The sequence below is a fragment of the Psychrosphaera sp. B3R10 genome (assembly GCF_018861025.1).
Lineage (GTDB): Bacteria > Pseudomonadota > Gammaproteobacteria > Enterobacterales > Alteromonadaceae > Psychrosphaera > Psychrosphaera algicola.
Genome location: NZ_JAHKQH010000022.1, coordinates 35,282 through 60,246 on the forward strand (window position 1 = coordinate 35,282; position 24,965 = coordinate 60,246).

General features: G+C 34.5%; 20 protein-coding genes and 1 pseudogene. All 21 read right to left on the reverse strand.

Annotation, left to right across the window (positions count from 1 at the left end; genetic code table 11):
• Positions 1-227: 227 nt before the first annotated feature.
• The 21 genes and pseudogenes from KO525_RS07355 to KO525_RS07455 all read right to left on the reverse strand — a co-directional run bounded on the left by KO525_RS07355 (position 228) and on the right by KO525_RS07455 (position 24,914).
• A complete protein-coding gene (locus tag KO525_RS07355; RefSeq protein ID WP_215963149.1) occupies positions 228-1,955 on the reverse strand; it encodes an SLC13 family permease in 1,728 nt (575 codons plus the stop codon).
• A 231-nt stretch (positions 1,956-2,186) separates the two neighbouring features.
• Positions 2,187-3,608: a sulfate adenylyltransferase subunit CysN gene (gene cysN / locus KO525_RS07360; RefSeq protein ID WP_215963150.1), complete on the reverse strand. Its 1,422-nt coding sequence runs from the start codon at positions 3,606-3,608 to the stop codon at positions 2,187-2,189.
• Positions 3,608-4,513 (reverse strand): sulfate adenylyltransferase subunit CysD, encoded by a 906-nt coding sequence (cysD, locus tag KO525_RS07365; RefSeq protein ID WP_215963151.1) that lies wholly within the window; start codon positions 4,511-4,513, stop codon positions 3,608-3,610. The genes cysN and cysD overlap by 1 nt, the downstream gene beginning before the upstream one ends.
• 119 nt (positions 4,514-4,632) lie before the next feature.
• Positions 4,633-6,018, reverse strand: a complete 1,386-nt coding sequence (locus KO525_RS07370) for an undecaprenyl-phosphate glucose phosphotransferase (RefSeq protein ID WP_252736667.1) — start codon at positions 6,016-6,018, stop codon at positions 4,633-4,635.
• A 12-nt stretch (positions 6,019-6,030) separates the two neighbouring features.
• Positions 6,031-6,768, reverse strand: a complete 738-nt coding sequence (locus KO525_RS07375; RefSeq protein WP_215963152.1) for a WecB/TagA/CpsF family glycosyltransferase — start codon at positions 6,766-6,768, stop codon at positions 6,031-6,033.
• Complete coding sequence (gene asnB, locus KO525_RS07380) at positions 6,765-8,585, reverse strand: asparagine synthase (glutamine-hydrolyzing) (RefSeq protein ID WP_215963153.1); 1,821 nt, start codon at positions 8,583-8,585, stop codon at positions 6,765-6,767. Before asnB ends, KO525_RS07375 begins: the two co-directional genes overlap by 4 nt.
• Positions 8,586-8,747: pseudogene (locus KO525_RS19970) on the reverse strand (DapH/DapD/GlmU-related protein); the annotation flags it as partial.
• A 340-nt stretch (positions 8,748-9,087) separates the two neighbouring features.
• Positions 9,088-10,242, reverse strand: coding sequence for a hypothetical protein (locus KO525_RS07390; protein WP_215963155.1), 1,155 nt, complete (start codon positions 10,240-10,242; stop codon positions 9,088-9,090).
• On the reverse strand, positions 10,229-11,311 hold the full coding sequence (locus tag KO525_RS07395) for a glycosyltransferase family 4 protein (protein WP_215963156.1): 1,083 nt from the start codon (positions 11,309-11,311) through the stop codon (positions 10,229-10,231). Before KO525_RS07395 ends, KO525_RS07390 begins: the two co-directional genes overlap by 14 nt.
• A gap of 301 nt (positions 11,312-11,612) precedes the next feature.
• Entirely contained in the window at positions 11,613-12,860 is a 1,248-nt protein-coding gene (locus KO525_RS07400) for a hypothetical protein (RefSeq protein ID WP_215963157.1), read from the reverse strand.
• Complete coding sequence (locus KO525_RS07405; RefSeq protein WP_215963158.1) at positions 12,857-14,200, reverse strand: O-antigen ligase; 1,344 nt, start codon at positions 14,198-14,200, stop codon at positions 12,857-12,859. The genes KO525_RS07400 and KO525_RS07405 overlap by 4 nt, the downstream gene beginning before the upstream one ends.
• A complete protein-coding gene (locus tag KO525_RS07410; RefSeq protein ID WP_215963159.1) occupies positions 14,201-15,133 on the reverse strand; it encodes a hypothetical protein in 933 nt (310 codons plus the stop codon). It abuts the gene before it with no gap.
• Positions 15,127-15,813, reverse strand: coding sequence for a cytidylyltransferase domain-containing protein (locus KO525_RS07415; protein WP_215963160.1), 687 nt, complete (start codon positions 15,811-15,813; stop codon positions 15,127-15,129). The genes KO525_RS07410 and KO525_RS07415 overlap by 7 nt, the downstream gene beginning before the upstream one ends.
• On the reverse strand, positions 15,810-16,865 hold the full coding sequence (locus tag KO525_RS07420; protein WP_215963161.1) for a nucleotidyltransferase family protein: 1,056 nt from the start codon (positions 16,863-16,865) through the stop codon (positions 15,810-15,812). The genes KO525_RS07415 and KO525_RS07420 overlap by 4 nt, the downstream gene beginning before the upstream one ends.
• Complete coding sequence (locus tag KO525_RS07425; protein ID WP_215963162.1) at positions 16,862-17,503, reverse strand: NeuD/PglB/VioB family sugar acetyltransferase; 642 nt, start codon at positions 17,501-17,503, stop codon at positions 16,862-16,864. Before KO525_RS07425 ends, KO525_RS07420 begins: the two co-directional genes overlap by 4 nt.
• Positions 17,496-18,566 carry an N-acetylneuraminate synthase gene (gene neuB / locus KO525_RS07430; RefSeq protein WP_215963163.1) on the reverse strand — a complete coding sequence of 357 codons (1,071 nt, stop codon included), beginning with the start codon at positions 18,564-18,566 and terminating at the stop codon, positions 17,496-17,498. Before neuB ends, KO525_RS07425 begins: the two co-directional genes overlap by 8 nt.
• 4 nt (positions 18,567-18,570) lie before the next feature.
• Entirely contained in the window at positions 18,571-19,716 is a 1,146-nt protein-coding gene (gene neuC / locus KO525_RS07435; protein WP_215963164.1) for a UDP-N-acetylglucosamine 2-epimerase, read from the reverse strand.
• Positions 19,717-19,728: 12 nt separating this feature from the next.
• Positions 19,729-20,865, reverse strand: a complete 1,137-nt coding sequence (locus KO525_RS07440) for a LegC family aminotransferase (RefSeq protein ID WP_215963165.1) — start codon at positions 20,863-20,865, stop codon at positions 19,729-19,731.
• Between the two features lie 16 nt (positions 20,866-20,881).
• Positions 20,882-22,072: a UDP-N-acetylglucosamine 4,6-dehydratase gene (locus KO525_RS07445; protein ID WP_215963166.1), complete on the reverse strand. Its 1,191-nt coding sequence runs from the start codon at positions 22,070-22,072 to the stop codon at positions 20,882-20,884.
• 3 nt (positions 22,073-22,075) lie between these two features.
• Complete coding sequence (gene wecC / locus KO525_RS07450; protein ID WP_215963167.1) at positions 22,076-23,350, reverse strand: UDP-N-acetyl-D-mannosamine dehydrogenase; 1,275 nt, start codon at positions 23,348-23,350, stop codon at positions 22,076-22,078.
• 511 nt (positions 23,351-23,861) lie between these two features.
• Complete coding sequence (locus KO525_RS07455) at positions 23,862-24,914, reverse strand: Wzz/FepE/Etk N-terminal domain-containing protein (RefSeq protein ID WP_215963168.1); 1,053 nt, start codon at positions 24,912-24,914, stop codon at positions 23,862-23,864.
• Positions 24,915-24,965: the final 51 nt, after the last annotated feature.

Sequence of the window (24,965 nt, forward strand, 5' to 3'; positions counted from 1 at the left end):
TAATGAGGCTGAATTAAAGAGCCTAGAAAAATGGGAGGACATTGTTTTTTTAGTAGACAACAAAATAGGTTCCAAATTAAAACTAATTTCAAAAAAAGTGCAAAAGTGCAAAAGTGCAAAAGTGCAAAAAGCGGAGCTACGCTCTTGCTATTTTTGACAACACATACATCCAATTTGGCTAAAACACAGTAAAGTAGAAAAATTCCCTCTGACTTTACTTTCAGTTTCTAAAACGGAAATACTATGGGCAATAACAACAGGACAACCGCACTGTAGGTTATAGACACTGGTATGCCAAATCGAACAAAGTCTTTTAACGTGTAATCCCCCGCATTATAAACCATTAAATTGGTTTGATAACCATAAGGACTAATAAAACTGCCACTAGCGGCGAATGCCACTGCCATAACAAACGGTAAATAACTTACTTGTAAACCAATGGCTACAGAATATGCGATTGGAAATATTAATGCTGCAGCGGCATTGTTTGTGATTAACTCAGTTAACAGTAACGTTGAAAAATAAACAATTACTAGCGCCAAATAAACATTATTTTGGTCAATACCTTCGGCAACTAACTCTGCAATTAGATCTGAAATTCCGACATTATTCAGTGTTGTAGCCAAAGTTAATGCACTTAATACAATCAACCAAATTTCCAAAGGAAAACGTCTTTTTACTTCGTTAATAGTTAATGCACCACAAGCAAACAAAGCGGCCATATAGAATATAAAACATTTTAACAACGCAATATCAAAAATAACGGATGTAGCGATGGCGCCCCCAAATCCGATGACAACACACTTTTCTTTTACCCCGGACAACATAAATTCGAGTTTTTTACCATTAAGGACAAAGAAGTTTTTACTGATGTTTGAACGCGCCGCAAAATCGTTACCGGTTGCTAAAACCAAAAAATCACCTGACTGAATAACAACATCACCTAGCTTACCTGAGACCTGCTCACCTTCTCGTCTAATTGCGACGACAGCGGCGTCAAATCGCGCTCGGAAACCGGCGGTTTTTAACGTTTTGCCAATAACTGCAGAACCTGGCCTAATAACAACCTCAGTAAGATTGTCATTGATTAGCCCAGACTCATGGGCAAAAGATGTTAAGCCATCAAACTGATTTAAAGTACCGACTTTAGTGACATCTCCTGTAAAAATTAGCTTGTCACCGGCGTAGATCATATTCTGAGGCGTAACAGGGGTTATCAACCTTCCTTTGCGCACTATTTCAATTAAAAAGAGTGAGTCCAAATTACGTAAACCATTCGCGCTAACCGTTTTGCCAATAAGCAAGGAATCCGGCTGAACTTCAACCTCAACAAAATATCTTGACGCTAATTCTTGTTTAACAACCTTTCCTTCCAGCGCACCGGTACGAAAGTAGATAACTAATAAACAAGCTAAAGACGCGGCTATGCCGACTAAAAAGAAATCAAAAAAGGCAAATCCTGTTTGTCCTTGTTCCAATAACATAGAGTTTACAATTAAGTTTGTTGAGGTGCCGATAAGGGTTAATGTTCCCCCCAAAATAGCGGCATAGGACACAGGTAAAAGCAGTCGATTAGGTGCTAAATATCGATTATTTTTAATCGGACTTAACAATGTTGCTACAACTGCAGTATTATTTAAAAAGGCGGATGACACTAACGTAGTGAATAACGTTCGAAAATACGTTTGAGGTGTAGATTTAACAAAAAGAATTGCAGACAGTCGACGTAAATAGCTGGTTCTCTCAAGTGCAAAACTGCACATTATCAACAACATTAACGTTAACAACCCTTGGTTGGTTGCATTGGCAAGTAATTGTTCGGTTGTGACTAGGTCAAATGCTAGGCAGCTTAATGCTGACGAAACAAAAACACGTTCGCTCGATTTTTGAAAGCGGATTAAGCCAACTATCGTCGCAAAAAATATTAACAACACTGTCCATTGTTCAATAGTCACTATATTTAATAACCTCTAACCATTAGCACTTTTTAATTCAGGCCGTGATAACTTAAAACAGCCGAGCAATTCCGAAACTAGCTTTTGTGTTTAATGAAGTAACATTGTCGTAAAACGTTCCAACTTTTATGCCAACCTTCAATGTGTTTTTACTTTTTACTTTTTACTTTTTGAAGCAAAAACAAAAATGGTACTCAAAAGAGTACCATTTCCTTCCTACTAGACGACAGTTTACTTAAACAAATCGCTAATATCTTTTGCTTCCCAATGAGGGAAATGTTTACGTACTAACGCATTTAATTCTACTTCAAAAGCAGACACATTGGTTACCGCTTTGCTTTCAGAAGCCTGACCTTTCGCAACAATCATCCCAGCACCAATAGTCACATTGGTTAATCTGTCGATGATAATAAATGCCCCGGTTCCTTTCACATCTAAATAGTTGTCAAATGCGATTTGGTGATTTAAAGAAACTTGGCATCGAGCAATTTCGTTCAATTCTAATCGAACGGCTTCGCCGCGTTCCATTGTATTAACGTCAACGGTAAAGTCGATATTAGAAATAGAACCAGTCGTTTGCTTAGTCGCAAATTTAAAGTCGTATTGTTTGTTTGGAACTAACGCTTGTTCAGCCATCCAGATCAAATTAACTTCAACATCGCTGGTGATCTGTGACAAGTTATTAGAATGCACTATGGTATCACCGCGGCTGCAATCAATTTCGTCTTCTAACGTAATTGTCACTGCCATAGGCACAAAAGCCTCGTCAATATTGCCATCAAATGTGACTATTTCTTTTACTTTAGAAGACTTTCCTGATGGTAACACCGTAACTTCATCGCCTACTCGCACGACACCAGATGCTAAGGTTCCACAGAACCCTCTGAAATCTAGATTTGGGCGATTGACGTATTGCACAGGCATACGGAAATCTTCAAAGTTAAATGACTCTACAATAGGGGTTGTTTCCAACATTTCCATTAATGTTTTACCGTGATACCAAGAAGATTTCTCAGAACGGTTAACCACGTTATCGCCGTTTAACGCTGAAATCGGTGCAAACTGAATATTTTTAATATTTAGTTTATCGGCCAATTCCATATATTGTTTTTTAATGTCTTCATAAACTTCTTCAGAGAAATCCATTAAGTCCATTTTGTTAATTGCAACGATGACATTAGGCAAGCCTAATAGCGATACAATAAAGCTATGACGACGTGTTTGTGTTTGTACACCATAACGCGCATCAATCAAGATAATGGCAAGATCAGCCGTTGAGGCACCGGTAGCCATATTACGGGTATATTGCTCATGCCCAGGGGTATCTGCAATAATAAACTTACGTTTATCTGTAGAAAAATAGCGATAAGCAACATCAATTGTAATGCCTTGCTCACGCTCTGACTGTAAGCCATCAACCAATAATGCTAAATCAATTTCACCGTCTGTCGTATTAAAACGTTTAGAGTCATTTTGAATTGCAGCGAGTTGGTCTTCAAAGATCATTTTAGAGTCGTGTAGCAATCGACCAATTAACGTACTCTTACCATCATCCACTGAACCACAGGTAATAAAACGCAATAATTCTTTGTTTTCGTGCTGGTGAAGATACTCTTCTATATTTTGTTCAATTAAATCTGACTGATGTGCCATTAGAAGTAGCCCTCCATCTTTTTCTTTTCCATCGAGCCGGCTGAATCATGATCTATCATTCGACCTTGGCGCTCCGATGTTTTCGTTAACAACATCTCTTGAATTATCTCAGGTAACGTCGCAGCTTCTGATTCAACCGCACCTGTTAAAGGATAACAACCCAAAGTACGGAAGCGAACCATCTTCATTTCCGGAGTTTCTCCTTCTTCAAGTGGCAATCTTTCATCGTCGACCATAATGTCTACGCCATCACGATTTACTACCGGGCGTTCAGCCGCATAATATAGTGGCACAATATCGATGTTTTCTAAGTATATGTACTGCCAGATATCTAATTCTGTCCAGTTTGACAATGGGAATACACGAATGCTCTCCCCTTTATCAACTTTGGAATTAAAGACATTCCACAGCTCAGGACGTTGCTTTTTAGGATCCCATGCATGATTTTTATCACGGAATGAATAAATACGTTCTTTGGCTCGGGATTTTTCTTCGTCACGACGCGCGCCGCCAAATGCAGCATCATATCCGCCAGCATTCAACGCTTGCTTTAATCCTTGGGTTTTCATGATGTCTGTATGTTTAGAGCTACCATGTACAAATGGATTAATATCCATTGCCAATCCTTCAGGATTTTTATGAACGATTAAATCGAAATCATATTTTTCCGCCACTTTATCGCGGAATTCAATCATCTCTTTAAACTTCCAATTTGTGTCAACGTGCAACAAAGGAAATGGTAATTTCGCTGGGAAAAACGCTTTACGAGCAAGATGCAACATAACTGCAGAATCTTTACCTACAGAATAAAGCATGACTGGATTGTCGAATTCAGCCGCAACTTCACGAATAATGTGAATCGACTCGGCTTCAAGCCGTTTAAGGTGGGTCAGGTTATAATTCATTAAATTACACTCAAAAAAATACCGCTAAAATTAACTAGCGGTATTTAAACCTATTTAATGAAAATTAGTAAGTTCGAATTTGTTAGAACATAGATACAAAACAAATAATAAAAGTACTTTTAATAGGCATTTTTATCTATAAAGCCCTTGAAAACGGTTCCGACTATTATTTTGATATCAAACCAGAGTGACCAATTGCGAATATATTCAAGGTCATATTCGATTCTTTTTTCCATTTTATCAAGTGTATCTGTTTCACCACGCCAGCCATTAATCTGCGCCCAACCAGTAATTCCTGGTTTAACTTTATGACGTAGCATATAACCTTCAATTAAAGAACGATATTCTTCATTATGTGCTACTGCGTGTGGCCTCGGCCCAACAATTGACATCCTACCTTGCAATACGTTCAAAAACTGTGGAAGTTCATCTAAACTTGTCTTCCGAATGAACTGACCTATTGGAGTAAATCGACTATCATTTTTTTTAGCCTGAGTTACTTTATCTCCATTCTCCATAACCATCATTGACCTAAACTTGTAAACCTTTATTGGTTTTCCATCCATCCCATAACGATGTTGCTTAAATACAATTGGACCTTTTGATGTAAATTTAACTGCAAGTGCAATTAAAACAAGAATTGGAGAAATTAAGGCAATAATCAAAATTGAAAAAACTATATCTTCAAGTCGCTTTATTATTGCATTACTGCCGTCGAGTGGTGAATCATAAATACTGATTGTTGGTATTCCACTAACTACATCACTACGTGAGTGCAAAATATTAAACATGAAAATATCAGGTACTAAAAATACAGACGCTGTCGAGTCTGCTAACTCTTTCATTAGCCATTTAATTCTTGTTTCGGCCCTCATTGGGAGTGCTATATAAACCCTATCAATACCGCCTTCTTTGCAATCTCGAATCATCTGTTCCAAACTTCCTAAAGTAGGTAGTTCAGTTTCTTTGTCATCATAATATCCCTTAAAATGCATACCTAATGAAGGGTTTTCAATCATCCGCTGAGCTAAATGTTTTCCTAAGTCACCTGCTCCGGCTACGACAACATTTCGAGTATTATGTCCCTTTATTCGCAAATATCTCAAAAATAATCGCAATACAATTCTATAGCCGTTTAAGGATGCTAACGAAGCAAAAAACCAAAGCGCCTTGACATTATCTTCAGGGGAATATTCAGGAAAAAAGAAAATTAAATTCAAATAGATCAAAGAAGCAGACACAAACCAATGTATTGTTGCTTTTTTTAACTCTTTCAATAAAGACAAACCACGCCACGAAATGTACAAATTATCTAATTCACCTGTGAAGTGAAATATCATGACAGCAACAACAGCTAATGTCGTATGCTCTACGGTCCAATCTCCAGACACGTAATATACTGCCAAAAATAACGAGCTACATATAACAATAATATCTAAAACTCTTTGAGCGATTGATATTAGTGTTTGATTGCCATGTAAAATACCACTTTGCATTATTTTCATTTTCAACAACTATTAGTTACTAGAACTGAATTTATCTTTCAAAATATAAAAAGCGAACTTAATATTAGTTGAAAAATACCGCCAAAACATTCTTCTAGGCTCTTGAATAACCCTATACAACCATTCTAGGCCATATTTCTGCATCCATAAAGGTGCACGACTAACTTTACCTGCAACCACGTCAAATGTACCACCAACTCCCATTACAAAGTTAACGCCTAATTTATCTTTCCATTTATTTATGAAATTTTCTTTTTTAGGGGAGGTAATTGCAACAAACAACAACTTAGCACCAGAACTTTTAATTGTATTTACGACGGACTCTTCATCATCCCAAAAGTAACCGTGGTGAACTCCCGCTACCTTCAAGTCCGGATATTCCTTCAAAACGTTAATTCTTGTTGTCTGAACAACACTATCTGTAGCCCCTAATAGAAAAATAGGGTATCCCTCTTTCTCAGATAGGGCTAATAACTGATAAAACAGATCGACACCAGCTACACGTTCAGGTATTGCATGTCCACAAAATCTTGCCCCTAACACAACCCCTTGACCGTCTATATTAATCAAATCGCATTCTTGGACAGAGTTAAAAAGCTCTTTATCTTTCTGCATGTTTACAAGTTTGGCAACATTGACTACGACATGTTGGAAAACCCCCCCCTTATTTAAGCTTTCCTCAATAACTGAAACAGTTTCCTCCATCGAAATTGAATGCATTTTAGATTTCAAAAATACGATTTCGTTCATTTACACGCCTCTTCTAAAAGATAAAACACCGAAACTAAAAAGAACAATTGCTTCTCCAAATTTTTCTTTCCTAATTGGTGCTCTTCAAATAGGTAATGAACATACTCTTTATCAAATACCGAACAAAAGCTACTTGAGTTCAACAATATTTCCTTAAATGACGCCTCTCCTTTGTCTTTAAACCACTTCTCTGTTGGCGATTTAAATCCCTTTTTCTTCCTATAAACGATTTCATTTGGTAAAACCGTCTCTGCAAACTTTTTGTGAATATACTTACCTTGATAACCTCTAATTTTAAACTTTAAAGGAAGTGATTCTATATAATCAACAAGATCGTTATCTAATAAAGGTACTCTAGCCTCTACTGAAAAATTCATAGATATCTTGTCTGTATAATTCAATAAATCGTCACTTAAATTTCTACGGCAATCATTAGACATCATATTTTCGACGTCTGAGTAACCTAACTTATCAAGTAAATCAACAAAATATTCAGTTACATTATCAACTTCAACACTCTCTATACTTAACAACTTACCTATTTCTTCTTTACTGAAAAGACTATAAAGTTCATTAAACCTAGAGGTTCTATCATGATTTGCTAACGAAGATATTAACTTTGCTACATTTCTATTGTTTAACGAACTTGCAAACGACGATAAAGGTTTTCCTAAAAAACTTGGTAAAATAGCGGCATACTTTTCACCAAGATATCGTCTATAACCACCTAAAGGCTCGTCAGCACCTTGCCCAGTCAGCACAACGTTAACGTACTTACTTGCCAATTTATTCAGAAAATACATCGGAATTAGTGACGTGGTTGCTAAAGGTTCTTCAACAATTTGAACACAGTGCCTTAAAGAATCTTGAAATTCAGTCTTCGAAACCAAAATTTCAAAATGTTCAGTGCCCAATATTCGTGCCGTCTCAGCTGCTTCTTTCAACTCGTTAGAGTCATCTTCTTCATGAAACCCTACAGTAAAAGTTTTTAGCTTTCCTTTGCTATACTTTTGAGCATAGAATGCAACTAATGCGGAATCAATTCCACCACTTAATAAAACCCCCACTTCAACATCCGACAGCATTTGTCTCTGAATTGCTTGCTCAAATAACAGCCCATACTCTGACACCGCACCAGAAAAGCTAATTCTACGTTTTGCAGGTCTTAAATAATTCATGGGTACAAGCGCACAAGTGTTCTTTTCAATAGACAGCTTCAAAATATGACCAGGTAAAAGTTTAGATACACCATCATAAATAGTACTTGGTGCCGGACTATATCTAAAGAACATTGTTGTTGCCAATTTATCTACATCAAGATTCTTTTCAAAATCTAATCCTCGAAGTTCAGATGAAAAAGAAAAACTCGAGTCGTTTTTTATATAATAAAGAGGCTTTACACCAAATCTATCTCTAACTAAAAATAAGGATCTATTTTTTAAATCAACAAAACAAAATGAAAAAATACCATTAAAATCAATTATACTATCAATACCTTTCAGAGCTAAATAGTTAACGATCGTCTCAGTGTCACTATGCCCGCTCCAACTAATACCATCTAGTTCTTTTCTTAACTCTAGGTGATTATAAATTTCGCCATTAAAAACTATTAAATATTGACCGCATTTAGAATACATAGGTTGAGAACCTGCATCAGATAGATCTTGTATCGACAATCTAGTATGACCCAAATGCAATTTTAATTCGTTACCAAAATCAACAGTCTCTAAACTCGAATTATTTGGTCCCCTATGCTTGATAGAGTCAAGCCTTCCTTCATTAAAGTCACCGCCAAGTTGGCCAATTATACCACACACTTAAACTCTCCTTTTAATCATCTTAGCAGGCACGCCACCAACTATCGTATAGGGTTCTACGTTTCTTGTTACAACGGCACCTGCTCCAACAATACTCCCTCGACCAATAATAACACCCGGCAAAATTATAGCGTTTCTACCTATCCAAACGTCAGATTCAATTATTGACTTCACAGTAGTTTTAGTCCCTTGAGTCGACATTGGTATATCAACTCTAGCTACTTCATGAGTACCAGATAAAACCGATACGTTAGGAGCAATCATGACATGATCACCAATCTCTACTGATTGTAAGAAGACATTTTCATTTATCTGACAGTGGCTACCAACGGAAATTTCACTACCACTTCCTATATAAACATTATCTTCGAAAAAATTATTTCCTGATGCCATTAAATTAAGAATACGTTCCATATACCAGCACCTAATTCTATTGCAAAAAGGTAGGTATCTTGAATTAGGTAATCTACTAATAAAAAGGTAATAAAAAGCCAACTTTAGTTTAAACATTGTAAGTAAGGGCCTGTAAGTAGGGGACTGATGCCCAACGAAGCATATCAGCATTTTTTCTACTTCCAAATATATCAATCGTAGAATATAGGCTTTCGTTTTTATAAAACAATTCAATTCCATTAAGTAATTGTTGAACCAAATCTTCATCCCCCATAAGCTTAGCGAGATAGAGCATTTCTGCATTATCGTAAAGATCGAATTTAATTAAACTTGGCTTATTTTTTATTGAAAAACGCTTAAACAATTTGTAATTATCATCATAAAAATTATCTTTTATATATTTGTATCCGATTTCTACATGTTTAGTAGGCATTATGAATGGAAAGTGTTTTGCAGATTTTATCAAGTTTTTAAGTATAAACGCACTATGAAAACAGTCTATAAATGAGTTGGAATCGAAAGGTCCATAAAGCCAACTTCCATCCTCTCTTTGGACGGATATAATAAAGTTGTACATTTTTTTTATTTTATTTTCGTAAATATTTTTATCTAATTCCAACACTTCAATAAAAAGTGAATACATATATAAAGTATATGACACTGAATTAGTTACGACTCTATCTTTAAAAGGACCATAAGAAGTAGCTAATCGTGTTTCATCACAAAACACATCAACAATTTCCATTTCATAAAATTCAAATACTTTCTGGATAGCAGATTTGTATACTGTATTTTGAGTAATTTCAAATAATTCATAAAACAACTCAACTACATAGGGAATATTTGTTGTAAAAGGAGTATCCCGACTATATGTTAACGTCGGTGAGATCACTATTTCAAAACCTGTTCCCCAACTCCAACCTTTAAAGTTAGTGTTATAGTTTTCCAATAGCCAATCTGCATGCTCAATCGCTTTAGCCAGATATTTATCGCTGGTTTTATCTTTGAATAAATTTATACAACTTAAACCCAATTGTGCTCTTACTATAGGGTAATCTTGTTTCTTATACCCTAAGCGTAAATGATTGTTGATAAAAAGGTCAAACAAAGTCAAAGAAGCAACTGGTAATAATCCAACTATTTTATTTTTGAAATAAAGGCGTTTACTTGCAAGCCCTAATTTCGTTTTCCACAAATCGTAAGGATCATGAGTAAAAAAATCTCCCCTATCAATCAGGTTACTAATACGATTAAAGGCTGTCATAAAGTTTCAACACCCTGCTACTAATTTCTTCATTCGTATAGTTATTTATAGCTTTTATGTAATTATTGTTCCCAATCCTTGTACGTAAACTAAAGTCATAGGCAACAGTCTCCAAAATTTTAGAGAATACAGTTGAAGAAGTACTTTCTGTCAAAAAACCATTTTCCCCCTCTAGCACCTGATCTGGAATTCCTGCATTTCTCCTGCTAATGATCACCGCACCATATAGCATAGCTTCCAAAATAGTTAGCGGTAAGCCTTCCCCGTAATAAGTTGGAAACAGGCAAATATCTTGCTGCTCTAAAAAATCAACTTTTGCTTTGCCACCAAGTACGCCTAAGAACTTTACTTCTTGCAATTCATTCTCTTTTGCAAATTCCTTAGCCTTCATCAAAGCTTCTCCGTCACCTGCAACTTGGAATTCAAATGGGAAATCAGGGTTAGCATTTTTGAATTTTTTAACTGAATCTAAAGCTATTAAAATACCTTTTTCTTCTACAATTCTTGACATAAAACCTATTGTAAGTTTTTTACCTTTTAACTGATTTTTAAATTTAGTCTCAACGTCAAAGTCATTTATAAATTGGTTGTCCGCTACAGTCGTTTCTATTACATAGTTAGACACATCAACCCCTAATCCAATGAGTTTCAATCTAAATGTTTTACCAAGTAAAATATAGAGTTTTGCATTATTAAACGCGAATAGAAATAATTTTTTAGAAAGCACATTTTTTAACAACCGATCTTCAAATTCATCTTCCCAACCGTGAAAGAAGATAACCAACTTCTTTCTAAATAGTTTAGCTACTAATGCGTAAAGTCCATCTCGCAAAATTGACCTGAAATTTAATGATGGATTAATATGTACAACTTCGTAGTTCCGAACAAAAAAAGTAAAAATAAAAAATTGTCTGATAGTCAAAATTAATTTGACCAGAGAATTGCCACTGTTACTACCTTGAACATTAAAATAATCAATATTTTGATGACTATCCAAGCTTAATGAATCAAAATACTTTGAAACTCCTCCAACTGCTTTGAGGTTTGGTGTTGTTATCAATACTCTCACTACATCTCCAACTAAATTTTTATTTCGCTGGCATTATAATTGACAATAACTTTTTAAACTACCTTAAAAAACTCCTATTTTCTTCAAAAAATAGGAGTTCCTCCATCAGAGCCACAAAATTAAGTTAGAAATAAATATTAGAATACTTACAGTTTTTTACGTTAAAAAGCTAAAGAAACTCCCCTTAAAAAAAAAGGAAAAACTCCAAATAGAGGTAAGACAAAGCCATAATCAATTTGCATAAACGACAAGCTATTAACTCCAATGAAAACTAAATTAATCTCGACTCTTAGTAAAAGTATTACACTCCAGTAACTTTTTCCTTTACAGAAAATATATTGAGTTTTTTTGTTTGATAGTAAATTAATATTAATGCGGTCATAAATGAAATAAAAAATGAAATCGATGTCGAAATACTTATTCCAACAATTCCATCTTCAATATATTTGTAGTTTAGGAATATATTTGTAATCGCTGCAATTGAACTACATAAAATCATAAACTTAGTTCTTTTTATATAAAATATTATGATAGCAACATACTTATATATACCGTTAAAAACGAAACCAGCCAATAAATATGGAATTACAGTAGTTGCTTCGGCATAGTCTTCGCCATATAAAAACCATAAAACGTAAGGTGATATTAAATAAACAATAAAACTGCTTACGGCCAAAAAGGTAAAAAAGACAAATAAATAGATTATAAAGTCCTTTTTGGACATTAATTTCGCAGTGAACCTTTGAAAATATATAGGGGTTATTACAGAAATAATAGCATCCTGTAAAATACCGATAACGAGTGCAAAAATATTACCTATGAAGTAAACAGCCGAATACTCTAGTCCTAAATAATAATTAATAAAAAAGATGTCTATAGAAAAAAGAACCCACATTGCTAAAGTATGGGGAACAAGTGGTAAACAATAATTTAGACTTAATTTGGCTATTCTTAGACCATTTCTAATTTTAAGAGAAAAAGTAACTTTCTTAGCAAAAAGAAAAACTAGAACTATCAGTACGTCAGCCAATAAAACACTAAGAACTCTACTTTGCCAACCTACTTGAGAATTCAATAGAATGTAGAGACAAAAAACAATTGCTAAACTTCTGACCAATATTGTAATTGAATAATTTTTCGCATCTAATTTTACTTGCATTAAAGTAATATATAGAAACAAAACTTGCCATATACACACACTAAAAGCTGTAATTGCAGTCCATAACAAAGGAAACTGAATTATCTCCCTTATATATGGATATGAAATGTTTAATACTGCTAAGACACTTAAAAGTGCAGCTAATATAATAATAATAGAGCTATAAATTATTAAATTTGTGCGTTTTTCACTCCCATCATAAAACCTTAAAAGATAAGAAGCTGTATTTACACCGATTAAAGGAACTAAAAGCGTAAACAATGATTGATATGTTGCAACCATTCCCATTTCAACCTCATTAAGATATTTCGGTAGCAAAACAGGGATTAAAAACATAATTGCGGAATTAAGGTACTTCGCTAATGTAACAGTTAACAATAGTTTAATCATTTAACAGAAAGCCTTGAGGACAACTTTGAAAAATAGGCATTATATTGCGGGGTACTTGTAAAATAAAATGCAAACAAAATCGCTATGTACGTAGATATTTTTACATTAAATATATTGCCCATTAAAAACTCTGACAATAAAACTATTAGTAAACTTATCCTTGCTGCATGCCGTAAGCTCACGACTTCAATTTGTTTAAAATGAAAATTAAGAATCGCCATAAATATTATCAACAGAATAAATGGAAATAGCCCACCAATTGCGATAAGTTGAAGATAGCCGTTTTCTATATGAAACCCTTCGGTACTATTAGTGATTTTTTCGATAAAACCTAAGAGCAATGAACTGGTACTTGAAGTCATTTCATTATAACTTGCCAACCAAAAAAATATTCTCTGTGAGTCTAACTCGTCCATAAAATTTTCTGCACTAAACATGTTAAACACACGTTCAGGCAGAAAAGGCAAGGATATTAATGTTACCACCAGAAAAAACGGTATAAACTTCAGTCCCTTCTTCAAACTTCTTGTATTCAGTAAAGTGATGGCTAATAAAAACATTACGATACTTGTCCGAGATTGTGAAGTTACTAAAACTATAAAACAAAAAATTAAACTAAAAACAAAGTAAAGCCTGGATATTTTACGCTCTGCATAGCAATGATTAACAAAAATAAACGATAGTACTGCAAATAATCCAAACTGATTCGGTCCTGAAAAAGTGGAATAAACTCTATTATACAATTCAACCATTGAAAACAAAGATTTATCCCCGTCATATCCACCTAAATGAATGTTATAAAATGACTTATGGATGTAATAAACTGGTTCAAATGAAACAAATGTTAAAAGAGCTAATAGGCTAGAGAAAAACAATACAAAAGATGTCAACGCTAATACAAGTTTGCTAGAGTCTACTTTTATTCTTTTTTGATAGTCAAAAACTGAAATTGATGCTATCAAAAAGAAAAAGAAAGTTAAGTTGTTTAATAAAGCTGTAAAATTCAACTTAGATACATTGAAACTATTTCTGATTAGAGAAGTCGTCAATGTACTTAAAAATATTAAGAAAACAATAGTAATTAATTTACTACTACGCCTATTCCACTTTATTTTCATCGATACAATGACATTAATAAGCAAGCAAAAGATAAACGCTACCATTACAAACCGAGAGAAAGGAATATTTAAAGGTAAGGCTTTTTCGCCAAAAATTTTCGCCGTTGGAGCTACCAAATAAAATGTTGAAAAAAATAGAAGAACAAACTGCTGGCCTTTAGAATAATAAGACCTACTAATATTATAAATTATGATAATTAAGGTACTAACTAGTAATAGCATCTAAAAGTACCAATTAATTAGTTTTGTTTGTTCCTGATAAATAATATCTTTACTCATCGTTTTGAGTAAACTAATCCTATCAAACAATTGACAATAATCATCAAGAATAAAGATGTTTTTTTCAGAAAATTTAAATATATTCGGAATAAACTGTCGTAGGAAAAACACAGGGAGTCCACGCTTAAGTAATTCAAACCCTAAAGTAGAAAAAAACGTAATGTATACATTATTGACCTGGTAGAGCTCTGAATTATTAAAATTAACACTTCTCCTATTCAACACATTGTACTCTGGCGAAGGATGAGTATTTACCACTAGCTCAGTATTATTTATGTAGAAATAATCGCTTAGCATATTATATATTTCTGACGTTTTATCTTTAAAATAAATTTCGACAGGTTGGTCTATTAACGTGATCCGTTCTAAAGAAGATGGAATAACCATTGGCGCAATATCATATGACTTATTAACTGACACACATCTAATTTTATCTTTTATAAATATATACTGTTTTAACTCTAACTCTGCTTCATTAGTATAAACGATATAAGTGTCAACAAAGGGTTTAATGTAAGTACGGGACATAGAACTCCCGATACTTGGAAAAAGTAAATCGACTAACTGATAAATATATGCAACAGCACCCAAACGCCTTCTAATTCTCACACCATCCTGAAACAAAGCTATTGTTAATGAGTATTTACATTTTTTTTTATGTAATAGCGTATTTAATTTTTTAGTTGATGTCGACGCAATAATTAATACATTATCACCATCTTTTAAATTCATTCGCTCAAATTGTTCAACTGAACAAACTTCAACATCATGAGATATTGAATTGCCCAAAAACTCAAAATGCTTTTCTTGAATATGGTTCTGTACTTTAATGTAAAGTATTCGTTCAAAGTTAGTTAAATAGCTATTGACTAACATTTATTAATGTCACTCAGCAATAAACTAGCAACTTTAAAATCAAATAATGTATCAATATCTACTGAAGTACCAGGCGACATTACGTAAGCATATGACTTAGATGAAGATAAAATAGATTCAGTTTCTTTCAAATAACTACTACCGATACAATAAATAGCGCCATTCAATCTATAGCTAGTCGGATAATCTTGTGAACGCCGGGCATTCCGAAGGTTAGTCGTGTCAATTAAATTACCTTTACCTAATGACAAATTCCAATCAGCAGGGTGTTCATTTGGACAAACAGAAACTACTATTTCGGCATCATTCGATCTGAACAAGTTAATAGCTTCATCTATGTGTATATTATTTCTAAGAGGCGATGTTGGCTGTAACAATGTAATTTCATCAACTGGGCCAACCAAGGACTCATACTTTTCCATTTCAAAGCGTAAAACATCGATTGTAGAAGCTACATCGTTAGACAAATAATCTGGTCGAAGTTCCAATACTTTCGCACCAGCCTTAATTGCAATGTTTCTAATTACTTCACAATCTGTACTCACTACCACATCATCTACACTGCTTTTTAGCGCAGCATCAATAGTGTGCTTAATCAATGGTTTTCCTGCTAAATCTAATAAATTTTTATTCGGTAATCTTTTACTACCTTTTCGTGCGGGTATGATAGCAAGGTTCATAACAACCCCAATTCAAAAACATCTGTTTGAGCTTTATCAAAATCGGCATGTCTTCCAACATCGAGCCAATATTCGTGAACTGGAAATTTAAGCACTGTGAATTTATCTTTCTTCTTAATTTCAAATAGATTTGGCATATCTAAACGTTCGTTTTTAGGCAATGATTTAATTATTTCATTGGACACTATATATATTCCAGCGTTAACAAAATAACGATAAGTTGGTTTTTCAACAATTCCAGTAATTTCATGCCCGAGACCTTCAACTACACCAAATGGAACCTGAATTTCATAGTCCCTTACACACATCGTTGCATCACTTTTATTTTTTAAGTGAAAACCTAACACTTTACTGAAGTCTACATTTGTTAAAATATCGCCGTTTATCATAATAAGTGGCAAATTAGGAATATTATCCGGCAGTAATGATAATGCCCCAGCCGTCCCTAAAGGGTTTTCTTCATAAACATATTCAATGTCGACATCAAAGTTTTCACCATTTCCAAAATACTCTTCAATTACTTCTGGTAAATAATGCGTCGAAATATAAAATTTATAAAAACCATGTTTTTTAAAGTTTTCTATTAAAATCTCTAACATTGGCCGTCCACCAACTTTTAGCATTGGCTTTGGGCAGTTATCCGTTAGCGGCCTCAAGCGAGTACCAAAACCACCTGCCATAATAAATACAGGATTTTCTTTTTTCTCAACAGATAAAGTTTCGTTTAAAGTTCTAAGTCCTACTAACACCCCATTTTGATCAACAAGAGGTACAGAAAGTATATTTTTTTCTTGCATTAAACGTTTAACAGTAGTGGCGTCGATCTCGCTCGTTAAACTGAAGGGATTGTTATTCATAACTAAAGTCACAGCTTCATCAAGCCCAACCCCCTTTAAAATACCACGCCTAATATCGCCATCAGTAATTGTTCCAATTAATTTATTGTTTGAAACGACCAATGCAATTCTTAGTGCTTCTTTATCGATGACTGCCAAGGCCCCTTTAATTGACATTTCTTCTGAAATTACTACATTTTTCCAATTTGCAGTCATAACTCACCCTGTAATATTTTTGCTCGTTGTCCGTAGACCAAAGAATTCGATTCAATTGATTTGGTAATATTAGCGCCAACACCGATGACAATATTACTTCCCAATTTAATGTTATTAATAAGATTAGAGCCAGTCCCGATATGAACGGAGTCTCCCATGATAACCTGTCCACTTAGAGTCACACCTGGCGTTATGTGGCAATTATTCCCAATAAAACACTCATGTTCAACCGTCGCAGAAGAATTAATTATAGTGTTTTCACCAATTTTCACATCTACACCGATCACTGCATTTGAAAGAATTTGGGCCCCCTCACTTATCTCTGAAAATTTTGACACAACTGCGCTAGGAGCTTGAATAGTAGCAAAAGAATAGCCTAGCTTTTTAAACTTAGCGTAAACGCCCTCTCTTAAATTACTATTTGGCATTGAGCCTATACCGTTAACCAATAAAGTATCTAAAGGGTCGAAATTTAATACATCTGTATCGTTTACAAAATGTTGAAATTCAACAAATATTTTTTTCCCAGCGGTAATTTCCGGAGCAACAACCCCAACAATATTTTCACCTTGATCAAGTAGTATTTCTGCCAAGGTTGCGGCATGTCCACCACCTCCAAGTAACAATAAGTTACTCATCTATCAAACTTCCCGCTTTATAATCCTTGCTAGCAAATGTATTTATTAATTTCCAATAATTATAAGGACTTACACCATCACCAGGTCTTTTAACACATAAGCTAGAACTAGTGATTAATTCTCCTTTAACTATGTCTGTTGCCGCAACTAAACTTTTTCGAACAACACTTCGGTTTTTTAACTCCGAAGGCCTCGGACCTTTAATACCGTCCCCCATTATTTTTTCTACAATTCTAATTGCACTAATCATAGAAGTAAGCTCTTCCGGATCTAAAGAGGCTTTATGATCTGGCCCCGGTAAGTTTTTATCACATGTAAAATGCTTTTCTATTAAAACAGCCCCCTTTGCTACAGCGGCAATTGGTACTGTAATTCCTTCACTATGATCTGAATAGCCTACAGGCAGTTTAAAACCATTTTTTATAGTCGTCATTGCATTTAAATTTATATCTTCATACGGCGCAGGATACTCTGAAGTACAATGTAAAATTGTCACTCTTTCTTTTAACAACTTTTTACCTAATTCTGAAAAATAGGCATTTTCTAGCATCTCATCAGTAGGGTTATCTGATTTATTTAAATACCCAAATGCAATTAATGAAAGTGCTTTCTCAATTTCACTCATAGTTGCCATTCCAGTCGAAACTATTAGTTCACAACCTGTTCGGGCATGATCCAAAACCAAAGGGGCATTTGTAATCTCTCCAGAGGGAATTTTGAGCCGTTTTAATCCCAACTCATCAACCAAGAAAGATAAACTTTCTGAATCAAAAGCTGTGGACAAAAATTCGATCCCCTTACTATTACAATACTCAATAAGCTTATGATGGAATTCAAAACTCAATTCTAGCCTTTTAAGCATTGAGTATTGAGATTCTGTTTTACCTGTATTAGAAATTTGATAGTCGGCTTGCTTTGCATCATCGGTAACTAAGTTTTTAGCCTTAAACGTTTGAAATTTTACAATATCTGCACCGGCTTCAAAAGCTTCATCGACTAATTTGAAAGCAAGTTCTTCACTACCATTATGATTAACGCCAGCTTCTGCAATAATTAATGTCATAATACTACTCTATATTAAAAAATTTTTTACAAGGGTTGAATTCAAGAGATTTTACCATCTCAATTACTGCCTTACTTGCATCGCCTTTGCCATAGGGATTGATAAACCTAGACGAATCACTCGGCATTGTAACAGCTTTGTTTATTGCTTCTTTCAGACTTTCAAATTTAATATCTGAATGGATTACGCTTTTAGCCGCCAAACGCCCATTTTGGCGCACACCTACATTCACAGTTGGTTTGCCAAACGAGGGAACTTCTATAATACCGCTCGAAGAATTACCAATTACGGCTGCACAATTTTTAACAGCACTTAAGTACCTTTTATGCCCTAATGAAGGTATAGCTAAAACCCTAGATACATTTGAATTGGCATACTCTTCAATCATTGGAATAATTTTTCTACCACCGTCATCTGCATTGGGGTAGGTTATAATCACTTGATAATTTTTAAAACAATCCAACGCATCTAAAATTGCTTCAAAACTAGAAATTGGTAATTCTTCTCCTAAAGTAACTGGATGATAAGTTAGAATAAAATAGGGGCGGTCGATTTTAAAAGATAAAGAAGCAGAAAGTTCTTCTATAGACATGAAGTCAGCTCTTTTTATAGAATCTAGTCCTATTGCCCCTACATTAAATACCCTAGTTGGATCTTCGCCCAATTGGACAACTCGTTTTCTGTGTTCATCTGTTGATGTAGCGTGTAGATAACTCAATTTAGTAATTGCATGCCTGATTGCATCATCGTAAGCACCTTCAGTAATCTCACCACCATGTAGATGCAAAATTGGTACTCTCAGTATCATCGCTGTTTGTGCTACAGCTAATGCCTCATACCGGTCACCCAGTACAATTAAAATATCTGGCTGCATTCTACTTAATGCGTCCGTATAGCCTAAAACGCCTAGACCAATACTTTTAGCAACTCCAATTGCCGTATCCGAAGAAAGTAGCATTTCAACTTTCTCATCAATAAAGAAACCATCGTCTTCAATTTGTTTAAAAGTTAAACCAAATTCCGGAGACAAATGAGTGCCGGAAACAAGTAGATTTAGCTTTAACTCAGGGTCATTCTCAATATCTTTTATTAACCAATAAAGGAGGCCATATTCAGCCCTAGTACCTGTAAATACAGCAACATTTTTCATAATATACTCACGCTAAACTGGAGAACTAGGAATATTTACTAATCGCTGTTCTAAATATTCACTGTTAGTTAAGGGTCCACGATCACAAGCACTATAACTAGGTAATCTGTGCATTAATGTCCAAATAGGTCTAGTCATCACATTAGACTTATTCGTTTCGCTTAAAAGATTCTCTCTTTCTTCAAATGTCGGACAAATAACAGCGTTTAACCAATAATTGGATTTCGCATAACTAGGTTCTTTGACAAACTTAAAATCTGACCCTTCAAAAAAGTGTTCATACTTAGTAGCTAACTCTCTTTTTAAAACGAGATATTCCTTTATTACTTCCATTTGGGCACACCCTAAGGCGGCATTCAAGTTTGGCATTCGGTAATTAAACCCAGCATCATCATGAAAAAATTCATATGGGTGCGGCACTTTAGCAGTTGTAGTTATATGTTTTGTTTTAACGCCTAGCTCAGGTGTTCTGCACAAAACCATACCGCCACCGCCAGTCGTTATTATCTTATTACCATTAAAACTGAGAGCAGCTAGTTCACCAATAGTACCAGTATGTTTTCCTTTATAAAAAGAACCTAAGCTTTCAGCTGCATCTTCAACTAATGTCAAATTCCATTTATTGCAAACGACCAATAGTTCATCTAGTTCAACTGGGTGACCAAATGTGTGCATCGGTACAACAGCTTTAAATCGTTGTTTTGTTAACTTGTTGTACGCACCGAGTTCATCTATTAGTGCGTATTCGTCTAAATATGCCTCAAGCGCAACCGGGCACAAGCCTAAACTTGCCATCGACACATCGATAAAAACAGGTTCAGCGCCCATATGATGGAGTGCGTTGCAGGTCGCAACAAAAGTCAATGCTTGAGTTAAAACAAGGTCACCAGCACGAACGTTGGCCATATGGAGTGCAGTATGTAATGCGGCAGTTCCATTAACTGTTGCTACTGCTTTTGCAGAACCAGTAAATTTTTCAATGTCTATTTCAAATTTATCAACAAATTTACCGACACTAGAAACAAATGTAGACTCAATAGTTTCATTAACATACTTTTTCTCATTGCCATTAAACGCAGGAGCGTGTAAAGGAACAAATTCATTTGTTTGATAAATATCTTTAACGAATTTAACTAAACTTTTATTCATACTACGCCCCAATAGTTTACATTTTTCCATCTAAATATTTGCCAGTTTCTAAATGGCCAAAATGTGGAAGCATTTTATAAAACAATCGAACAATGTTATCTTTTTCCCATTCACAATTATCTTTCATCAAGCTTATTTCTAACTCAAATTCATTTAATAATTTACTATTGTAGTCAGGCGCATTTTTAATTACGCCTAGATTTTCAAAGCGTTCTAAATCAAGCGTTTCAGCTTCAGTAAAAAATTCTTCGAAATCCTTTTCTCCGGTTGTGTCACTAGCTTGAAATAAACACGGCCACTTACCCTTGGCAGGTAACGTTTTTGCTAAAGTTCGGGCTTCTTCTTCTGTTTCACAAAGGTGAGGTTCATAACCTCTGTTTTTTAAGTACTTTACAGCAATCTCTGAAAAAGAAATTAAATGTAAGGCTTCACTCAATTTTGGGAAAAATATATCTCGATTATCGCCGAAGATACAAGACATCAAGCACAATTCCCCAGACTCCTGAGGGGTTACAAAATATCTTCTGACATCATTTGGAGCGACAATTGGTTGATTTTTTTGTAGTCGCTGGTTAAAGCCATGTAACAATGAACCATCTGAAAATGCAACATTCGCAAAGCGCGCTGTCGAAATATCTATATTTTCACTATGTTTCATAAGAAACATTTCCATGATTCGTTTCGAAGCACCCATCATATTTACTGGGTTAGCAGCCTTATCAGTTGAAACACAAAAATATTTTTTAACACCACACGCAATTGATTGTTTTACAGTTTTAGCTGTGTTTAATATATTCACATCAATCATACGCATTAAGGTGAAAGGGTCTTTCTCACTGCGAACATGCTTTAACGCTGACAAATTTAAAACATAATCAAATTGACCATCAGCCTTAATAAATGCGTCATATTCGACTGAGCCAATGTCCAATGCGAATGTTTGAAAGTCTCCGGAGATATAACCAAAAGAACTCCTAATATCTCGGACCAATTCGACCATATTATTTTCACTAATATCTACAACATGTAACTTTTTTGGATTCCGTTTGAAAATTTCTTTAGTTACAGCTTGTCCTATTGAACCAGCGCCTCCAATTACCAAAAATTTTGCTTCAGAAACAGTTTTTTGTAAATGTAATTCATTCTTTGCAATATCTTCAGCAAACATTTCATTTTTACGACCTATCAAATTTAAAATGTCAGACATAATTTAGTTCCAAATTCCTTTAGTATCGACCATAAGGCCACTTGATGGTTTATTAGTTTTAAACTGCATATGTTCAACTAACAATACATGTATATCTGCTAACACTTCCGCCCTTTCGAAGGTAACAAGATTGATGCCTGCTAAAAACGGTGATTGTTCTGGTATATTGGGTTCGACAGCAACGACTCTACCTTTATGAAATTGTAAAATTTCTTTAGTAATATCCAATGCGGGGCTCTCTCGAATGTCATCTATATCAGGTTTAAAAGCTAGTCCATAGCATGCAATCGTAATATCTGAAACCATTTTGTTCAGGTTATCTTGAAGGAAGTCAGCAATTGCCAATTTAACTTTCTCTATAACCCATTTAGGTTTTGCATCATTTATAAGACGTGCGGTCTTTATAATTTTAGCTTGTTCCGGCGTTCTACTTACGATAAACCACGGATCTACCGCTATACAATGTCCGCCGACACCAGGTCCAGGTTGGAGGATATTAATACGAGGATGCCTATTTGCCAACGAAATAAGCTCCCAGACATCAATTTCTAATTTATCACAAATAATCGAGAGTTCATTGGCAAATGCGATTTGAACATCACGACAAGAGTTCTCTGTTAACTTCGCCATTTCGGCCGTTCGAGCATTAGTTACTACACAGTCCCCCTCTACAAATGTCTTATACAGTTCTATCGCTTTTTCAGAGCAAAGTGGAGTCATGCCCCCAACAACTCGATCGTTTTCGACCATTTCTCGTACAACATGCCCTGGTAGAACTCGCTCAGGGCAATGCGCTATACGTATATCTGATGATTCACCTTTTTGTTGCGGGAATGTTAGATCGCTGCGAGCTAGGGCTAACCATTCTGACATTTGCTCTGTTGCTCCAACCGGTGATGTTGATTCCAAAATAACTAAATTACCTTTTCTTAGAACTGGCGCGATAGCCTTTGTAGCCAATTTTATATAAGACAAGTCAGGCTCAGGGTCAGTTTTATTGGGATCAATATTAGTTTTAAAAGGTGTAGGAACTGCGATCAAAAAGGCATCAGCTGGCTCTGGTGATAAAGTAGCTTTTAAATATCCTTCATTCACGGCTTTTTGGACAATTATATCAAGTTCAGGTTCGACAATATGAATTTTACCGCTATTAATAGTATCAACAGTAGTACTATTGACATCGATACCAATTACTTTCTTACACTTAGATGCAAACATTGCAGCTGTTGGCAACCCTATATATCCTAAGCCTAAAACAGATATAGTTTCAAATGACACGCGAATTTTCCTATAATTTTTCAAATTTTGATGTAATTTTATTTATGCAATTACAATACTCGTATAAACAATATTGTTACTATTATTTGTCCTACAATTTCCATCCAATACTTTTAAATCTGGCACTGAACTTTTAATCTGAAAACATTTGAGCTTAATACTCTATATAGATTGCTTATAATCCTGTAAATATAATCACTACAACTTATTCAATTAAGCTTACGTAAACGTAACACCTGTAAAATAACTCCAATTCTTATTTTGTGCTTAAAACTAGCTGAAAATATTAAAAACACTTCTATTATGAAAATATTCATTTCTTGGGACCAACTATAATGTCGCGTTAATGGAGGTAAAAAAGTATAGAAATTAATATTAAATTCAACAGCTAAGTCTAAAGCTGACTATAAAAGCGAGATTTGAATAAACCAACAAAAGACTGTTGTAATATAATTTGTTATTGCTTTAGTCTCGCCAATACAACTATATGCAAGATAAATACATATATCATCTAATCTTTTTTATTATAAAAGTGCGAAATTAACACCCATAAAATAGTCGCTATTCCTGCAAATAAAATACTTATTAAAACTATTACAGATCTTTTAGGAGCAACTTTATATTTGGTTTCTGCAATTTTCGCTGGAATTAAAGTACGAAGTAGATATTCTTCACTGATTTCAGTCAACATTATCTTTTGAGTGTGAGATTCAATCATATTATAAAAAACTTCTAGCATTTGTGTATTCGAAGTGGTTTTTATTTTATCTTCAATAAAGTCTACACTTGCGAGTGCTTGCTTTTTATCCTCGCTCCTAAAATATTCGTTAATTTCTTTGCTAAAAATATTCGTAACTTCAAAAGCAACTTTAGGAGAAAAATGCTTTACCGTAATTTCAAATATACCTTTCTCAGCATCAAAATTGACACCAAAAAAATCTTTTTTAAATTTCAAATAAGTGTCATAGCTAGACGGCTCTGATGTGCGTAATTTGCTTCCAAAGAATGACTTAAGTTGAAGCCATTCCCCTAATTCTTTACTGTAAATATCGCTATTGTACTCTAATGTATCCGACTTTCCATCCCAACCTTCAACAGCCATAAATTTGGCCTTTAAGTCGTATTTTAGTATTATTGACTCTAAGTAAGACCAACTATTCATCAATTCTACGGCATGCTGTATAGAATCACTACTCCCGGATGTCCCTAAGTTGACTCCAGCCATTGCAGCTAATCCGCCATATTTAGAGGCTAAAGATGATAACCCACCTTCACTTTCTTGTTGTGCCGGAATCATTCTAACTGTTGAGCTATATATATTAGGTAGGGATAGAGCGTAAATAGCTGAAACCACACCAAAAATGAAAGTCACTATTAGTATTTTTTTATATTCACCAATTATAACTCTAAGTACTTCCTTAAAATCTATTTCGCTATCTACCCCATTATATAAACCTTGTTGGTAATTTAATGTTTCAGAAAAGCGTTCGGTACTTTCGGACACTTTATTAAGCTTGTGCTCTAAAGCTACAACCTTATCCTCTATATCTTTGTTTTTATTCATAATCGTTTTGTAAACATTTGCCTTTTAAAAAACATTCCAATAAAAATAACT

What these genes read in the sequence shown, in the direction of transcription:
- KO525_RS07370 (WP_252736667.1), bottom strand. Translation starts at nt 6,018, where the DNA reads ATGAAAATAATGCAAAGTGGTATTTTACATGGCAATCAAACACTAATA.
- KO525_RS07455 (WP_215963168.1), bottom strand. Translation starts at nt 24,914, where the DNA reads ATGAATAAAAACAAAGATATAGAGGATAAGGTTGTAGCTTTAGAGCAC.
- KO525_RS07420 (WP_215963161.1), bottom strand. Translation starts at nt 16,865, where the DNA reads ATGACTGCAAATTGGAAAAATGTAGTAATTTCAGAAGAAATGTCAATT.
- neuC (WP_215963164.1), bottom strand. Translation starts at nt 19,716, where the DNA reads ATGAAAAATGTTGCTGTATTTACAGGTACTAGGGCTGAATATGGCCTC.
- KO525_RS07445 (WP_215963166.1), bottom strand. Translation starts at nt 22,072, where the DNA reads ATGTCTGACATTTTAAATTTGATAGGTCGTAAAAATGAAATGTTTGCT.
- KO525_RS07415 (WP_215963160.1), bottom strand. Translation starts at nt 15,813, where the DNA reads ATGAACCTTGCTATCATACCCGCACGAAAAGGTAGTAAAAGATTACCG.
- KO525_RS07440 (WP_215963165.1), bottom strand. Translation starts at nt 20,865, where the DNA reads ATGAATAAAAGTTTAGTTAAATTCGTTAAAGATATTTATCAAACAAAT.
- KO525_RS07410 (WP_215963159.1), bottom strand. Translation starts at nt 15,133, where the DNA reads ATGTTAGTCAATAGCTATTTAACTAACTTTGAACGAATACTTTACATT.
- KO525_RS07425 (WP_215963162.1), bottom strand. Translation starts at nt 17,503, where the DNA reads ATGAGTAACTTATTGTTACTTGGAGGTGGTGGACATGCCGCAACCTTG.
- cysD (WP_215963151.1), bottom strand. Translation starts at nt 4,513, where the DNA reads ATGAATTATAACCTGACCCACCTTAAACGGCTTGAAGCCGAGTCGATT.
- KO525_RS07405 (WP_215963158.1), bottom strand. Translation starts at nt 14,200, where the DNA reads ATGCTATTACTAGTTAGTACCTTAATTATCATAATTTATAATATTAGT.
- KO525_RS07375 (WP_215963152.1), bottom strand. Translation starts at nt 6,768, where the DNA reads ATGAACGAAATCGTATTTTTGAAATCTAAAATGCATTCAATTTCGATG.
- neuB (WP_215963163.1), bottom strand. Translation starts at nt 18,566, where the DNA reads ATGACATTAATTATTGCAGAAGCTGGCGTTAATCATAATGGTAGTGAA.
- KO525_RS07400 (WP_215963157.1), bottom strand. Translation starts at nt 12,860, where the DNA reads ATGATTAAACTATTGTTAACTGTTACATTAGCGAAGTACCTTAATTCC.
- KO525_RS07390 (WP_215963155.1), bottom strand. Translation starts at nt 10,242, where the DNA reads ATGACAGCCTTTAATCGTATTAGTAACCTGATTGATAGGGGAGATTTT.
- cysN (WP_215963150.1), bottom strand. Translation starts at nt 3,608, where the DNA reads ATGGCACATCAGTCAGATTTAATTGAACAAAATATAGAAGAGTATCTT.